Annotated in this window: 15 protein-coding genes and 1 pseudogene; 5 read left to right on the top strand and 11 right to left on the bottom strand. The window is 69.5% G+C overall.

The features are described from left to right. The coding region (locus tag ACFDTC_RS13555) for a cation diffusion facilitator family transporter (protein WP_375259416.1) at nucleotides 1-801 on the top strand (801 nt) is incomplete at its 5' end. 85 nt (nucleotides 802-886) lie between these two features. On the opposite strand, the gene ACFDTC_RS13550 is transcribed toward ACFDTC_RS13555, so the two are convergent. Together ACFDTC_RS13550 and ACFDTC_RS13545 are read right to left on the bottom strand one after the other, a co-directional pair. Then, on the bottom strand, nucleotides 887-1,777 hold the full coding sequence (locus tag ACFDTC_RS13550) for a cation diffusion facilitator family transporter (RefSeq protein WP_375259415.1): 891 nt from the start codon (nucleotides 1,775-1,777) through the stop codon (nucleotides 887-889). Between the two features lie 78 nt (nucleotides 1,778-1,855). Further along, nucleotides 1,856-3,379, bottom strand: coding sequence for an MDR family MFS transporter (locus ACFDTC_RS13545; RefSeq protein ID WP_375259414.1), 1,524 nt, complete (start codon nucleotides 3,377-3,379; stop codon nucleotides 1,856-1,858). A gap of 114 nt (nucleotides 3,380-3,493) precedes the next feature. On the opposite strand from ACFDTC_RS13545, the gene ACFDTC_RS13540 reads away from it, so the two are divergent. After that, nucleotides 3,494-4,111 carry a MarR family winged helix-turn-helix transcriptional regulator gene (locus ACFDTC_RS13540; RefSeq protein WP_375259413.1) on the top strand — a complete coding sequence of 206 codons (618 nt, stop codon included), beginning with the start codon at nucleotides 3,494-3,496 and terminating at the stop codon, nucleotides 4,109-4,111. A 67-nt stretch (nucleotides 4,112-4,178) separates the two neighbouring features. Here the strand turns inward: ACFDTC_RS13540 and ACFDTC_RS13535 are convergent, their stop codons facing one another. Further along, nucleotides 4,179-4,310, bottom strand: a complete 132-nt coding sequence (locus tag ACFDTC_RS13535; protein ID WP_375259412.1) for a hypothetical protein — start codon at nucleotides 4,308-4,310, stop codon at nucleotides 4,179-4,181. A 231-nt stretch (nucleotides 4,311-4,541) separates the two neighbouring features. Continuing rightward, nucleotides 4,542-6,230, bottom strand: coding sequence for an acyl-CoA dehydrogenase family protein (locus tag ACFDTC_RS13530; RefSeq protein ID WP_375259411.1), 1,689 nt, complete (start codon nucleotides 6,228-6,230; stop codon nucleotides 4,542-4,544). 147 nt (nucleotides 6,231-6,377) lie between these two features. Here ACFDTC_RS13530 and ACFDTC_RS13525 point away from each other — a divergent pair, with 147 nt between their 5' ends. Then, entirely contained in the window at nucleotides 6,378-7,142 is a 765-nt protein-coding gene (locus tag ACFDTC_RS13525; RefSeq protein ID WP_375259410.1) for a sulfite exporter TauE/SafE family protein, read from the top strand. Here the strand turns inward: ACFDTC_RS13525 and ACFDTC_RS13520 are convergent. Genes ACFDTC_RS13520 through ACFDTC_RS13500 form a run of 5 tightly spaced genes read right to left on the bottom strand, consistent with a single transcriptional unit; the run spans nucleotide 7,139 to nucleotide 11,583 of the window. Further along, nucleotides 7,139-7,867, bottom strand: coding sequence for an MBL fold metallo-hydrolase (locus tag ACFDTC_RS13520; protein ID WP_375259409.1), 729 nt, complete (start codon nucleotides 7,865-7,867; stop codon nucleotides 7,139-7,141). The two genes, ACFDTC_RS13525 and ACFDTC_RS13520, sit on opposite strands and share 4 nt — an antisense overlap. Before the next feature lie 2 nt (nucleotides 7,868-7,869). Continuing rightward, nucleotides 7,870-8,919, bottom strand: coding sequence for an ABC transporter ATP-binding protein (locus ACFDTC_RS13515; RefSeq protein WP_375259408.1), 1,050 nt, complete (start codon nucleotides 8,917-8,919; stop codon nucleotides 7,870-7,872). Further along, nucleotides 8,916-9,683 (bottom strand): ABC transporter permease, encoded by a 768-nt coding sequence (locus ACFDTC_RS13510; protein WP_375259407.1) that lies wholly within the window; start codon nucleotides 9,681-9,683, stop codon nucleotides 8,916-8,918. The genes ACFDTC_RS13515 and ACFDTC_RS13510 overlap by 4 nt, the downstream gene beginning before the upstream one ends. After that, the gene (locus tag ACFDTC_RS13505; RefSeq protein ID WP_375259406.1) at nucleotides 9,683-10,534 is read right to left on the bottom strand and encodes an ABC transporter permease; all 852 of its coding nucleotides are present in this window, start codon (nucleotides 10,532-10,534) and stop codon (nucleotides 9,683-9,685) included. Before ACFDTC_RS13505 ends, ACFDTC_RS13510 begins: the two co-directional genes overlap by 1 nt. Continuing rightward, nucleotides 10,531-11,583: an extracellular solute-binding protein gene (locus ACFDTC_RS13500; protein WP_375259405.1), complete on the bottom strand. Its 1,053-nt coding sequence runs from the start codon at nucleotides 11,581-11,583 to the stop codon at nucleotides 10,531-10,533. The genes ACFDTC_RS13505 and ACFDTC_RS13500 overlap by 4 nt, the downstream gene beginning before the upstream one ends. Nucleotides 11,584-11,704: 121 nt before the next feature. Here ACFDTC_RS13500 and ACFDTC_RS13495 point away from each other — a divergent pair, with 121 nt between their 5' ends. Together ACFDTC_RS13495 and speB are read left to right on the top strand one after the other, a co-directional pair. Next, a complete protein-coding gene (locus tag ACFDTC_RS13495) occupies nucleotides 11,705-12,322 on the top strand; it encodes a TetR/AcrR family transcriptional regulator (RefSeq protein WP_375259404.1) in 618 nt (205 codons plus the stop codon). Further along, nucleotides 12,319-13,260 carry an agmatinase gene (gene speB / locus ACFDTC_RS13490; protein WP_375259403.1) on the top strand — a complete coding sequence of 314 codons (942 nt, stop codon included), beginning with the start codon at nucleotides 12,319-12,321 and terminating at the stop codon, nucleotides 13,258-13,260. The genes ACFDTC_RS13495 and speB overlap by 4 nt, the downstream gene beginning before the upstream one ends. Here speB and ACFDTC_RS13485 read toward each other — a convergent pair. Beyond that, nucleotides 13,257-13,724 (bottom strand): GAF domain-containing protein, encoded by a 468-nt coding sequence (locus ACFDTC_RS13485; RefSeq protein ID WP_375259402.1) that lies wholly within the window; start codon nucleotides 13,722-13,724, stop codon nucleotides 13,257-13,259. The two genes, speB and ACFDTC_RS13485, sit on opposite strands and share 4 nt — an antisense overlap. 70 nt (nucleotides 13,725-13,794) lie before the next feature. Continuing rightward, nucleotides 13,795-13,921: pseudogene (locus ACFDTC_RS13480) on the bottom strand (acetyl-CoA C-acetyltransferase); the annotation flags it as partial.

Here is a 13,921-nt window from a genome sequence, read left to right as displayed (position 1 = left end):
GCGCTGGTGGCGGACGCGCTGCACAACTTCTCGGACATGGCGTCGCTGGTGATCGCGTTCGCGGCGCGCAAGATCGCCCGCCGGCCGGCCGATGCGCGCATGACCTTCGGCTACGGTCGGATCGAGATCGTCGCCGCGCTGGTCAACTACACCACGCTGGTCGTGGTCGGCGTCTATCTGGTCTACGAGGGCGCGATGCGGCTGGTCGACCCGCCTGAGGTGGCCGGGTGGACGGTGGTCATCCTGGGCGGCGTCGCGCTGGTGGTGGATTCGATCACGGCGCTGCTGACCTATTCCATGCAGAAGCACAGCACGAACATCCGCGCGCTGTTCCTGCACAACCTGTCGGACGCGCTGGCCTCGGTCGCGGTGATCGTTGGCGGGGCGCTGATCCTGCTCTACGACCTGCGTTGGGTCGATCCGGCGATCACCATCGGGATCGCGGTGTATATCCTTTATCTGGCGCTGACCGAGATCGGGGGGCCGATCCGGACGCTGATGCTGGGCTCTCCGCCCGACATGGATTGCGTGGCGGTGATCGACGCGGTGCGCGCGGTAGACGGGGTCGACGACGTGCACCACGTGCACCTGTGGCAGATGCAGGAACACGAGGCGGCGCTGGATTGCCACGTGGTGCTGACTGACGCGGGATGGGGGCGCATCGAGGCGGTGAAGGTGGCGATCAAGGACCTGTTGCGGGCCGAGTTCGGCATCACCCATTCCAGCCTGGAATTCGAGAGCCTGCACCACGCGCACCGCGACGCGCCGCTGTTCGGGCACGGGCCTGTGACGGGGGGCTAGGGGGCGCTTCGGTCCGGGGGCGAGTTTGCGCTCAGTCGGGCACGATATATGTGCGCGCTCAGTTGCGCACGACATTAGGGCGCGCTCAGTCCAGCACGACGATCCCCGAATGCTTCTGCTTGTGCTCGGGCTCCACATGGATGGTGATGCGGGCGCCGTCGATGGCGTCCTTCAGCCCGGCCTCGACCCGGTCGCAGATCTCGTGCGCGTCGAAGACGGTGGTGTCGCCCGGCACCACCAGGTGGAAGTCGATGAAGGTCGCCTGGCCTGCGTGGCGGGTGCGCAGGTCGTGCGCCTCGACCGCGCCGCCGGCGGTGGTGGCGATCACCCGGCGCACGGTGTCGAGCGTCTCCTGCGGCACGGCCTCGTCCATCAGGCCGCTGAGCGAATCGCGCACCACCTTCGAGCCGGACCACAGGATGTTGACCGCCACGATCGCCGCCATCAGCGGGTCGAGCACCCACCAGCCGGTGGCGATCGCCAGCAGCAGGCCGACCACCACGCCGGCCGAGGTGACGACGTCGGTGAACAGGTGCCGGCCGTCCGCCACCAGCGCCGGCGAGCGTTCGGTGCGCCCGCGGGTGACCAGCAGCCAGGCCCAGAATGCGTTGATCACGGTGGCCGCGCCGTTGATCGCCAGCCCCGCCATCGGCAGGTCCAGCGGGCCGGGGTCGAGAAAGCCGTGAAACGCCTCGCGCAGGATCAGCAAGGCCGCGACGATGATCATCACCCCCTCGAGCACGGCGCTGAAGAACTCGGCCTTGTGGTGGCCGTAGGGGTGCGAGGCGTCGGCCGGGCGCGCGGCGATGCGGATCGCGATCAGCGCGGCGATGGCGGTGGCCACGTTCACGGTGCTTTCCAGCGCGTCCGAGAACAGCGCCACCGAGCCGGTCAGCCACCACGCGAGCGTCTTGATGCCGAGAACCAGCAGCCCGACGAGGACGCTGCCGATGGCGAGCCGGAGTGTGGTGGACATAGGGCGCCTCCGAAGGACGAGGGGAGGCCCGTGTAATCCGGCCGGCCGGGTCCCGTCCAGCGCGAATCCGGTGCCGGGTCAGAGCGTGGCCGAGAGGGGACGCTCCTGCAGGCGGGTGGCGATGAGGCACGAAACCACGGCGCAGGCGGCGGCGACCAGGAAGATCGGGTGCAGCGCCTGCGAGAACGCGTCGAGCACCGCCGCCTGCGCGCGGGCGGGCAGGGCGTGCACCGCCTCGGCGCTGACCGAGCCGACGCCGCCGGTCATGCCTTCGGGGAGACTGCCGGCGAGGTGCGTGGCCAGCTCCGAGCTGAAGATCGCGCCGAAGGCGGCGGTGCCGACCGAGCCGCCGATCAGGCGGAACATGTTGGCGCTGGCGGTGCCGACGCCCAGCATGGCGACCGGCACGGCGTTCTGGATCGCCGCCACGCCGATGCTGAACACCGGCCCCAGGCCCACGCCCACCAGCAGCATGCACGCCGCGATCCCCCACAGCGAGCTTTGCGCGCCGATCCGCGCGAGTAGCAGCATCGCCAGCGCCAGCACGCCGGTCGAGAGCACCGGCAGCAGCCGGTAGCGCCCGGTGCGCGACATCACCTGACCGGCCAGGATCGACGTGCCGAGCAGGCCGCCCATCATCGGCAGCAGGAACAGCCCCGACGTGGTGGCGTCCACGTCTTTGACCACCTGCAGGAACAGCGGCATGAAGGTGATCGTGCCGAACATCGCCATGCCCACCAGAAAGCCCACGGCGTTCACCACCAGGAATGTCGGGTTGCGGAACAGCGGCAGCGGCAGGATCGGCTCGGCCGCGCGCCGCTCGACCGCGATGAAGCCGGCGAGCGCACAGAGCGCCAGCACGACGCCGCCGACCACGGCCGCGTCGCCGCCGGGCAGCGACAAGCCGCGCGCGCCCGACAGCAGCACCGCGTCGGACAGGAAGATCGCCAGCAAAGCCGCGCCGGCATAGTCCACCCTGGCACGGGCGCGGGGCGCCTGCCCCTTCAGCGTCAGCGCAAGGGCCACGAAGGCGGTCAGGCCGACGGGCAGGTTGGCGAAGAAGATCCAGTGCCAGCTGAGCTGTTCGACGAGAAAGCCGCCGATCAGCGGGCCCAGCACGGTCGAGACGCCGAACACGGCGCCGAGGATGCCCTGCGCCTTGCCCCGCTCGCGCGGGGGCAGCACGTCGGCGACGACGGCCATGGCGACCACGATCAGCCCGCCGCCGCCCAGGCCCTGCACCGCGCGGCCGGCGATCAGCACGCCCATGTTCTGCGCCAGCCCGGCGATCACCGCCCCCAGCAGGAACACCACGATGCCGCCCTGCATGACGATCTTGCGGCCGAAGAGGTCGCCCAGCTTGCCGCAGATCGGCGCGCCCACGGTCGAGGCCAGCAGGTAGGCGGTCATCACCCAGGTGATGTGCGCCATGCCGCCGAGGTCGGACACGATCCGCGGCAGCGCGGTCGACACGATCGTCTGGCCCAGCGACGCCGTCAGCAGCGTCATGGCGACCGCCGCCAGCACGATCCGGACGCGGACGGGGTCGGGCGCGCCGTCGGGCCGGTCGGGGCTGTTGCCGGTTCGCGCGGTCGATGTCATGGCAGATCCTGCGGGAGGCGCGAAGCGGCCGTCCCGTCCTTGCAAGCGAAAACGCTTCTATATGTGTGCTGATGGCATATATATGTCAATGGCACGTAAATGCGGAGGGCACGGATGCAACGCGACGAGGACCTCAAGGGCGACCTGGCCCGCGCCGGCGTGCCCGAACCGGTGACGCAGGCGGCGCTGGAGATCGACGCGATCCTGCAGCGCTGGCGGCGGCGCATCCAGAAGCGCGAGCTGGGGCACCGGGCGCTGGCGGACCTGGACCTGGGGCTGGACCTGGCGCAGCTGGACGTGCTGATGGCGGTGGTCGCGCCCGCGAACGAGTTCGGCGACGAGGCGGGGACCGAGACGATGGTGGCGACGGTGGCCGCGCGGCTGGGGATCGACCCGTCGCGCGCCAGCCGGGTGACGGCCGAGCTGATCCGCCTGGGCCACCTGCGGCGCGGCGTCAGCCAGCAGGACGCGCGCCGCGCGGTGATCGAGCCGACGGCGCGCGGGCGCGCCGTGGTCAATGCGGTGCGGGGCTACAAGTTCCTGATGATCGGGCAGTTCCTGCGCGGCTGGACCGAGGCCGAGATCGCGGCCTTCGTGCCGCTGCTCGAGCGGTTCAGCGCGTGGACGGAACGGGACGACCGCGACACCGATGCCGTGGCCGCCGAGATCGCGCGCCTGCGGGCGCGGCTGGCCGAGTCCGAATCCGACGACGGGCCGACGCCATCGTCCTGAGGCGCGCATGGCCCGGTGCAGGGGGCGGGCGACGCGGTGGCGCGTCCGCCCCGGGTGTTCCGGCGGTCTAGCGGGTCTTCTTGTCGCCCAGCGAAAGCGGTTTGACCACGCCGGAATTGGCGGTCGCGAGGACCTTGGCCTTTTCCTGCTTGGGCTTCTTCACTTCCTTGTTTCCGCGTCTGTTGTTGCCTTTTCCCATCACGACCTCGCATGGTGAATCCGGTCCGGCGACATGCCGGACGGGCCGTATTCTCAGGAAAATCAGGGTTGCCTGGCCTTGGTCGTGACGGCGTCACGGGGCGGGCCAGGGCGATGACTTCGATGAGCCTTGCGCGGGGCCCGGCGGGGCCGTCCGCTTCTTCAGAAATAAGCCCCGCGCGGGCACCGCGCAAGGTGGCGCCGCGTGGGACGCGCGAAATCCGGCGCGCGCTCAGCCCAGCAGGCGGCGGGCGATGACCTGGGCCTGGATTTCGGCGGCGCCCTCGAAGATGTTGAGGATGCGGGCGTCGCACAGGATGCGGCTGACCGGGTATTCCAGCGCGAAGCCGTTGCCGCCGTGGATCTGCAGCGCGTTGTCGGCCGCCGCCCAGGCGACGCGGGCGCCCAGAAGCTTGGCCATGCCGGCCTCGATGTCGCAGCGGCGGCCCTGATCCTTTTCCCACGCGGAGAAATAGGTGAGCTGGCGGGCGATCATGATCTCGACCGCCATCATGGCGAGCTTGCCGCTGACGCGCGGGAAGTCGATCAGCTTGCGGCCGAACTGCTTGCGGTCGAGCGCGTAGCCAATGCCGGCGTCGAGCGCCGATTGCGCGACGCCGATGGCCCGGGCGGCGGTCTGGATGCGCGCGCTCTCGAACGTCTCCATCAGCTGCTTGAAGCCGCGGCCTTCCTGCTCGCCCAGCAGGTTTTCGGCCTTCACGGCGAAGTCGTCGAAGTTGACGGTGTATTCCTTCATGCCCCGGTAGCCGAGCACCTCGATCTCGCCGCCCGATAGGCCGGGATCGACGAAGGGTTCCGCGTCGGTGCCGGGGGTCTTCTCGGCCAGGAACATCGACAGGCCCTTGTAGTCGTCGGTGCCGGGCTGGGTGCGCGCCAGCACCGTCATCACGTGGGTGCGCGCGGCGTGGGTGATCCAGGTCTTGTTGCCGTTGAGCACCCAGTCGCCGCTGTCGGTCCGCGTGGCCTTGGTGCGCAGGGAGCCGAGGTCCGAGCCGGTGTTGGGCTCGGTGAAGACGGCGGTGGGCAGGATCTCTCCGGACGCGAGGCCGGGCAGCCAGCGCTCCTTCTGCGCCTGCGTGCCGCCGGCGATGACCAGCTCGGCCGCGATCTCGGACCGGGTGGCGAGCGAGCCCACGCCGATATAGCCGCGCGAGAGTTCTTCCGAGACGACGCACATGGATGCCTTGGACAGGCCCAGGCCGCCGAACTCCTCGGGGATGGTCAGGCCGAAGACGCCCATCTCGGACAGCTCCTCGATGATCTCCATCGGGATGAGGGCATCCTCGAGGTGCCAGTCGTGGGCGTGCGGGATGACCTTGTCGACGGCGTAGCGGCGGAACTGCTCGCGGATCATGCCCAGTTCGTCGTCGAGGCCGGTATGGCCGACGGTGATCTCGGCCATGCGGTCCTGCATCAGCGCCACGAGGCGGGTGCGCGCGGCCTGCGTGTTGCCGGCGTCGCACAGGCGCATGACCTCGGGCACCATGAGCGCGCGCATGTCGTCCTGCGACAGGCCCATGTCCTGCAGGCGCACGATCTCGCCCTGGTTCATCTGGATGCCGCCGTAGATCTGCCAGAGGTATTCGCCGAAGGCGATCTGGTGGATCAGCGACTCGACCTCGCCGAACTGGCCCTGGTCGGTCAGGCGTTGGGCCCAGGCCTGCATCTGGCGCAGCGATTCGCGGTAGGTGGCGAGCCATGCCAGCCCGTGGGCGGCGGTCTGCTCGGCCTCGATCAGCGCGCCCGAGACGCGGTCGCCGTCGGTCACGCGGGCGCGGACGGCCGCGCGGGCGGCGTCGAACACGGTCTTGACCGTGGGCAGGGCCGCGGCGGTCAGGGACAGAAGGTCGGGCAGGATCGCGTCCGTGTCGGTGGTGTCGAGGCGGTGTCCGTCGGCCATGATCGTGTTCCTTTCCGTGTCGGGGACCGACTTAACGCCTTCGCAGGTGCAGCGCAACTTTTTTGCGAATGGGCCTGATTATCGTTCCGGTTCTTGCGTCGGCGTTTTGGGGGTGCAGAGGATGCGGACGCGGGGTAAAGGGCGGTCATGGACCTGCCGTTTCCCGATCTGTCGCCGCTGGCCGTCGTGCTGGCCCTCTGCGTCGCGCTGCTGGCGGGCGTGGTCAAGGGTATCGTCGGCTTCGCCATGCCGATGATCATGATCTCGGGCCTGTCGAGCCTGATGACCCCCGAGATCGCGCTGGCGGGCCTGATCCTGCCGACGCTGATCACCAACGGGATGCAGGCGCTGCGGCAGGGGCCGCGCGCGGCGGTGGGCTCGATCGGGCGGTTCAGGCTGTTTCTGGTGGTCGGGCTGGTGGCGCTGCTGATCTCGTCGCAGCTGGTAGCCGTGCTGCGGGCCGAGATCCTGCTGCTGGCGATCGGCGTGCCGGTGGCGGGCTTCGCTTGCCTGCAGCTGGCGGGCTGGCAGCCCAAGCTTGGCGGGCAGACGCGCGGGCTGGACGTGGGCATCGGCGCCTTCGCGGGCTTCATCGGCGGGCTGTCGGGCGTCTGGGGGCCGCCGGTGGTGGCCTACCTTACCGCTATGAACACCGAGAAACGCGACCAGATGCGCATCCAGGGTGTGATCTACGGGCTGGGCGCGGTTGCGCTGACCTTCGCGCATATCCTGTCGGGCGTGTTCGACCGGGCGGGGGCGGTGTTCTCGGCCGCGCTGATCGTGCCGGCGGTGCTGGGCATGTGGCTGGGCGGCAAGGTGCAGGACCGCATCGACCAGCGCGCGTTCAAGCGCGCCACCCTGGTGGTGCTGCTGGTCGCGGCGGCCAACCTGATCCGGCGGGCGCTGTTCTAACGCTCGTGCGCGTCCAGCCAGTCGCGGATGATCTGCCGGTGGCGCGCGCCGTCGTAGGACGGGAAATGCCCGCCATGCACGACGCGGACGGGCAGATCGAACAGACGCACCATCGAGGCGTGATAATCCGCCGCGTCGGCGTGATACGTATCCTCGATCAGCGGGCCGTCATAGACGATGTCGCCGGAAAACAGCGTCTGGGTCCGGGCCTCCCACAGGGCGATGCCGCCGGGCGAGTGGCCGGGCGTGTGGATCACCTCGAAATGCCGGTCGCCCAGGTCGATCACGTCGCCGTCGTCGACCAGCCGCGTCGCGGGTGCCGCGGTCAGCGAGTAGGTGACCGAGCGGTAGGGCGTCGGCGGCAGCGTGTCGAAGATGTCGTCGGTGACGTAGGGATCGGCCAGCGTGGCGGCGTTGCCGGGGTTGGCGAGGATGTCGGCCTCGGCCCGGTGGACCACGCGGTCGGCGAATTCGTGGTGACAGCCGATGTGGTCGAAATGCGTGTGGCTGGCGACCGCCGTCAGCGCGCGTTCGGTCACCAGCGGCACCCATTCGCGCAAGCTGACCACGCCCATGCCGCTGTCGACCAACATGTCGCGGTCGCGGCCGCGCACGTGCCAAATGTTGCAGCGGTAGAACGGCTTGATGTGCGGTTCGTCGATCAGCGTCACGTCGTCGGACAGGCGCTGGACGCGGTACCAGTCTTCGGGTCGGGCGTGGTCCATGCTCACTCGGCCGGGTAGGCGCGCAGGTCGGCCGGGTCGGCGGACAGGCGCAGGATGGTGCCGGCCCGCGGCGGGGCGTCGGCGGGAAGGTGGGCGACCAGCGTCAGGTCGGGCGCCTTGTCGGGGCGCAGGTGGGCGCGGGTATGCGTGCCGAAGAACGCTGCGTCAAGCACGGTGGCGGGGCCGAGATCGACGCCCGACATGCTGAGCTCGCCGTGCTGGCGGATCGCCTCGGGGCGCAGGCAGAGCGTCAGCGCGCCCGACGCCGGCGCGTCGATGTCCAGCATGCCGAAGGGCGTATCGACGCCCTGGGTGCAGGTGCGGCCGGGGATGCGGTTCATCTCGCCCATGAAGCCGGCCGAGAACAGCGAGGCGGGGCGGCGGTAGACCTGCGCGGGCGGGCCCTGATCCTCGATCCGGCCGGCATTCATCACCACGATGCGGTCGGCAATGGCCATCGCCTCTTCCTGGTCGTGCGTGACGTGCACGAAGGTGGTGCCGACGCGGCGCTGTATGGCCTTGAGCTCGTCCTGCATGGCGCGGCGCAGCTTGAGGTCGAGCGCGCCGAGCGGTTCGTCGAGCAACAGCACCTCGGGCTCGACCGCGAGCGCACGGGCCAGCGCCACGCGCTGGCGCTGGCCGCCGGAGAGTTCGTGCGGGCGGCGATGGGCCGAGTCCTTCAGGCCCACGAGGTCGAGGCGTTCCAGCGCCTTGGCGTGCCGCGTCTTGCGGTCGACGCCGGCCATGCGCAGGCCGAAGGCGACGTTGTCGCGCAGGCTCATGTGCGGAAACAGGGCGTAGTCCTGGAACATGGTCGCGGTCGGGCGCTTGGCCGGCGGCACGCGGGTCACGTCGCGACCGTCAAGCGCGACACGGCCGCGCGTGGGTTCGAGGAACCCGCCGAGGATCGACAGCAGCGTGGTCTTGCCGCAGCCCGACGGGCCCAGAAGCGTGACGTATTCGCCCGCGGCGATGTCGAGGTCGATGCCCGACAGCGCGACCGCGTCGCCGAAGCTGTGGCCGATGCCGGACAGGGTGACGCGGGCGGTCATCGGCGCCTCCGGAAGACGAGAAGTTCGAGCAGGAGGACGCCGGCGACCGACACGAGAAAGACGAGGCTTCCGATCGCGTTGAGGCGCGGCGAGAGGCCGGAGCGCAGCATGGACCAGATCTCCACGGGCAGGGTGACGTCGAAGCGGGTGAGCAGGAAGACGATGATGAACTCGTCCCAGCTCAGCGTCACGGACAGGAAGAAGGCGGCGAGCATGGCGGGCGCCAGCATCGGCACGGTGATGAGCAGGACGACCTTCGCCTCGGACGCGCCGAGGTCGCGGGCGGCGCGTTCGGCGTTCTGTTGCTGGGCGCCCATCGCGGCGTAGATGATGGCGAAGCACAGCGGCAGGTTGATGACCACGTGGCCGATCCCGGCGGTGGCCAGCGACAGGCCGATGCCGGCGCGCTGGATCACGATCAGCAGGCCCAGCCCGATGATCAGGTAGCTGACCGTCAGCGGCGCGATCAGCAGGCCCCGGATCCAGGCCGAGCCGGGCAGCACGTGCCGCGCGAGGCCGTAGGCGGCGCAGAACCCCAGCGCCACGGCGACCGAGGACGAGGCGAGGGCGACCGCTAGCGAATGGCCGAGTGCGGCCATCACGTCGCCGTCGCCCAGGATGTCGCGGTACCATTGCAGCGACGGGCCGTCGAAGGGCGGCACCGGCAGGCCGCCGCCCTGGAACGAGAACAGCACCAGCGCCCCCACCGGCAGGTAGATGAACACGAAGGCGGCGGCGAGGTAGAGCCAAGGCAGCGCGCGCATCACAGCCGGTCGATCCGCAGCCAGCGCGACATCGACAGGTAGGCCAGCGTCACCAGCGCCATCAGCACGATGGCGAGCGCGCCGGCCAGCGGGAAATCGGCGCGGCGGCCGAGCTGGACCATGATGACCTGCGGCACGGTGAGTTCGGTGTTGCCGCCCAGGATCTGCGGCGTGATGTAGTCGCCGATGCACAGCACGAAGGTCAGGAACGCGCCGGTCATGATGCCCGGCAGCGTCAGCGGCAGGATCACGTGCCGGAAGGTCTGGAACTGGTTCGCGCCCAGGTCCATCGCCGCGCGGCGGTAGTTCGGCGACAGCTGCTTGAGGTTGGCGTAGATCGTCAGCGTCAGCAGCATGACGAAGAAATGCACGAAGCCGGTGACGGTGGCGAAGCGCGTGTTGGCCAGCGTCAGCGGCTCGTCCACGAAGCCCAGCGTCATCAGCGTCTGGTTCACCACGCCCTCGCGCGCAAGCACCAGCAGCCACGCGTAGGAGCGGACCACGTAGGACGTCCAGAACGGCAGGATCGACAGCAGCAGCGCCAGCCGCTGCCAGCGCTCGGGCACCCGGAAGGCGATGATCCAGGCCAGCGGGTAGGCCAGAAGGATCGACACGATGGTGACGGTCAGCGTGATCTCGACCGAAACCAGCACGGCGCGCCAGAGATAGGCGCGGGTGGCGAGCTCGACGTAGTTGTCCGGGTGCAGGCCCCAGACAAGCGTGCGGCCGTCGAGGACGGCCAGGCTCATCGCGCCCATCACGAGGAAAGGCACGACGAAGAACGCCAGCGTCCAGATCAGGGCCGGGGCGACGAAGCCCCAGCCCCGTGCCTGTTCGGACGGCAGGCTCACTGCGACAGCGTGTCCAGCCAGAGGTCCTGCATCTCGATGTCGAGATCTGTATCGGGAGCGGGATAGAGCTGAGTGCGCGCCAGGTAGTCTTCCTGATCGTCCCAGCGCAGAACCGATTTCTGCGCGTCGGTCAGGTGCTCTCCGGCCGCGGCATTGGCGGGCATGCCCCAGAAGCACGACGAGGTCGCCAGCCGCGCCTGCCCTTCGGGCGAGACGATGTACTTGACGAATTCCAGCGCGAGGTCGGGGTTCTCGCTGCCTTCCAGCACGCCGATGGACTGGGTCCAGCGCACGGCGCCTTCCTCGGGGATGGTCCAGGTCAGCTCGGGCTGTTCCTCGGCCAGGACAGCGGTCAGCCATTCGCCGCCGCCGACGACCACGTCGACCTCGCCTGTCGCCAGCGCCGTCTGCGCGGCGACGACGCCGCCCACCGAGGCCGCGCGCGAGCGCATGGTAGACAGCGTGTCGCCAATCGTGCCGAGGTTGTCGGCATTGATGTCGGCGGTGTCGATGCCGTTCGCGAGTGCGGCCAGGCCCATCACCGGCAGGTAGTAGTCGTAAATCGTCAGGCGGCCGTCGTACTTCTCGGACCAGACCGAGGCGAGGCTTTGCATGTCGGCCTCTTCCACGTTGGCCGAGTTGTAGGAAATGGTGTTGTAGCCGAACTTCTCGGTCACGGCGTAGGTCTGGCCGTCGCGGGTGTTGTTGTCCTCCATCACGACCTCGGGGAAGAAGTCCACCGTCGGCAGTTCGTCCGCGGGCATGGGCGCGAGGATCCCGGCGTCGATCGCGCGGAAGACGTCGATGCCGTCGATCACCAGCACGTCCCAGTCGCCGGGGCGCGACTGTTCCAGCAGCGCCAATGCGGCGCCGGTGCCCTCGTATTCGCGCAGGTTGACGGTGACGTTGTGTTCTTCCTCGAACGGTTCGATCAGCGCCGGGTCGGTGTGGTCGCACCAGACCAGCGCGTTGAGTTCTTCCTGCGCGGATGCCGCGCCGGCCAGCGCGGTCAGCGCCGTTGTGGTGATCAGTCGGGTGGTGGTTCGCATCGTCGTCTCCATGCTGGGGTCGCGTCCGCGTGGTCCCGCGGCTTCTTCCGAAAAAAGTTGAACCGGTTCAATTTTGCAGTCAACATCAATTTCATCGAGGCGAAGGACGAGCGGGCGCCGGATGGCGGGATTGCGCGAAAAACAGAAGGCCGATCGCCGGGGCCGCATCCTGCGGGCCGCCGTCGCGCGGTTCCGCAGCGTGGGCTACCGCGCCGCGCGGATCGAGGACCTGGCCGAGCAGGCGCAGGTCTCGGTGGGTACGGTCTACAACTACTACCGCACCAAGGGCGACATCCTGATCGCGACCGTGGCGCTCGAAGTCGAGGAGGTGCTGGAGAGCGGCGCCGCCCTGCTGGCCGAACCGCCAGAGGGCGCGCTCGACGCGATCCGCGCGCTGGTCTTCGGCTACTACGACCACTCGCTGAACTACTTGTCGAAAGAGATGTGGCGCAGCGCCATGGCGCTGAGCATCGAGGCGCCCGAGACGCCGAACGGCGCGCGCTATTCCGCGCTGGACGCGGCGCTGGCGGCGCAGGTGACCGACATGATCGCGGCGCTGCAGGCGCGGGGCGAATTGCGCCGCGACCTTGACGCGGGCGCGATGGGCAAGCTGATGTTCAACGGGCTGAACCAGGAATTCGTGGATTTCGTGAAGGACGACGCCATGACGCTGGCCCAGCTGCGCGCGCGGATCGACGCGCAGCTGGGTCCGCTGGTGGCGCTGATGGAGGCGACATGAGCCAGTACAACCAGCCGCTCGGCGGCAACGACATGCCCCGCTTCGGCGGGCCGGCGACGATGATGCGGCTGCCCGCGCACGACGATGCGCGCGGGTTGGACGCGTGCTTCGTCGGCATCCCGATGGATATCGGCACCTCGAACCGGCCCGGCACGCGCATGGGCCCGCGCCAGATCCGCGACGAGAGCCGCATGCTGCGGCCCTACAACATGGCCACCGGCGCCGCGCCCTTCGACAGCCTGCAGGTGGCCGATATCGGCGACGTGCCGATCAACACGTTCGACCTGAAGAAGTCGGTCGACATCATCACCGACCACTACGCGGGCATCCTGTCCCACGGCGCGGTGCCGCTGACGCTGGGCGGCGATCACACGCTGACCTGGCCGATCCTGCGCGCGATGCGCGACCGGCACGGGCCCGTGGCTCTGGTCCACGTGGACGCGCATGCCGACATCAACGAGCACATGTTCGGCGAGACGGTGGCGCATGGCTGCCCGTTCCGCCGCGCGTGGGAGGATGGCTGCCTGCTCAACGACAAGGTGTTCCAGATCGGGCTGCGGGGCACGGGCTATTCGCCCGACGATTTCGACTGGGGCCGGCAGCAGGGCTGGACCGTCGTTCAAGCCGAGGAGATCTGGTACACCTCGCTCAAGCCGCTGATGGAAAAGGTGCGCGCCACGGTGGGCGACGCGCCGGTCTACCTGAGCTTCGACATCGACAGCCTCGACCCGGCCTTTGCGCCGGGCACCGGCACGGTCGAGCCGGGCGGGCTGTCGACCTGGCAGGCGCTGGAGATCGTGCGCGGCATGACGGGGCTGAACCTGGTGGGCGGCGACCTGGTCGAGGTCTCGCCCCCCTACGATCCGTCGGGCAACACCGCGCTGATCGGCGCGAACCTTCTCTACGAGATGCTCTGCCTGCTGCCCGCGCGGCCCTAGGCCGGGACGGTCTGCCGCGCGAATGTGGCGTCGAGGATCGCCTGAAGCGCCTCGGCATCGGCCTGCGTGAACGCCGCCGGCCGGTCGCTGTCGATGTCGAGTACCGCGATCAGCGTGCCGGCGGCGTCGCGCACCGGCAGAACTATCTCGGACCGCGTCGAGGATGCGCAGGCGATGTGGCCCGGGAAGGCGTCGACGTCGTCGACCAGCTGGACCTGCCCGGTGCGCGCGCAGGCGCCGCAGACCCCCCGGTCGAACGGGATCACGAGGCAGCCATGCCCACCCTGGTAGGGGCCGATCTTCAGCAGACCGGGTTCGGTCACGCGGTAGAATCCGGTCCAGTCGAAGCGGTCGTCGGCATGGTGAAGCTCGCAGGCCAGCGTGGCCATGAGGGCGACGGGATCGGTCTCGCCCTCGGTCAGGGCGGCGACGGTCTTGGTCAGGGTGGCATAATCGGCGTGCATGGCGGGCCTTCTGGCATGTGGCGCGGCGCGGGGCCAGCCCCTTTGGGCCGGCCCGCGACCGTGCGGTAGATCAGGGGCGTTCGATGGCGATCGCGGTGCCCTCGCCGCCGCCGATGCAGATGGCGGCGATGCCGCGCTTCAAGCCGCGGCTTTCCAGCGCGTGCAGCAGCGTGACCATGATCCGCGCGCCGGAGGCA

Source organism: Citreimonas sp. (assembly GCF_042096055.1).
Classification (GTDB): domain Bacteria; phylum Pseudomonadota; class Alphaproteobacteria; order Rhodobacterales; family Rhodobacteraceae; genus Citreimonas.
Note: the sequence above shows the minus strand (reverse complement) of the source record. Positions and strands in the feature narration are given on the sequence as shown.

Bases quoted from the DNA above. Each gene is read 5' to 3' on its own strand.
- ACFDTC_RS13550 (WP_375259415.1), bottom strand. From the start codon at position 1,777: ATGTCCACCACACTCCGGCTCGCCATCGGCAGCGTCCTCGTCGGGCTG.
- ACFDTC_RS13545 (WP_375259414.1), bottom strand. From the start codon at position 3,379: ATGACATCGACCGCGCGAACCGGCAACAGCCCCGACCGGCCCGACGGC.
- ACFDTC_RS13540 (WP_375259413.1), top strand. From the start codon at position 3,494: ATGCAACGCGACGAGGACCTCAAGGGCGACCTGGCCCGCGCCGGCGTG.
- ACFDTC_RS13535 (WP_375259412.1), bottom strand. From the start codon at position 4,310: ATGGGAAAAGGCAACAACAGACGCGGAAACAAGGAAGTGAAGAAGCCC.
- ACFDTC_RS13530 (WP_375259411.1), bottom strand. From the start codon at position 6,230: ATGGCCGACGGACACCGCCTCGACACCACCGACACGGACGCGATCCTG.
- ACFDTC_RS13525 (WP_375259410.1), top strand. From the start codon at position 6,378: ATGGACCTGCCGTTTCCCGATCTGTCGCCGCTGGCCGTCGTGCTGGCC.
- ACFDTC_RS13520 (WP_375259409.1), bottom strand. From the start codon at position 7,867: ATGGACCACGCCCGACCCGAAGACTGGTACCGCGTCCAGCGCCTGTCC.
- ACFDTC_RS13515 (WP_375259408.1), bottom strand. From the start codon at position 8,919: ATGACCGCCCGCGTCACCCTGTCCGGCATCGGCCACAGCTTCGGCGAC.
- ACFDTC_RS13510 (WP_375259407.1), bottom strand. From the start codon at position 9,683: ATGCGCGCGCTGCCTTGGCTCTACCTCGCCGCCGCCTTCGTGTTCATC.
- ACFDTC_RS13500 (WP_375259405.1), bottom strand. From the start codon at position 11,583: ATGCGAACCACCACCCGACTGATCACCACAACGGCGCTGACCGCGCTG.
- ACFDTC_RS13495 (WP_375259404.1), top strand. From the start codon at position 11,705: ATGGCGGGATTGCGCGAAAAACAGAAGGCCGATCGCCGGGGCCGCATC.
- speB (WP_375259403.1), top strand. From the start codon at position 12,319: ATGAGCCAGTACAACCAGCCGCTCGGCGGCAACGACATGCCCCGCTTC.
- ACFDTC_RS13485 (WP_375259402.1), bottom strand. From the start codon at position 13,724: ATGCACGCCGATTATGCCACCCTGACCAAGACCGTCGCCGCCCTGACC.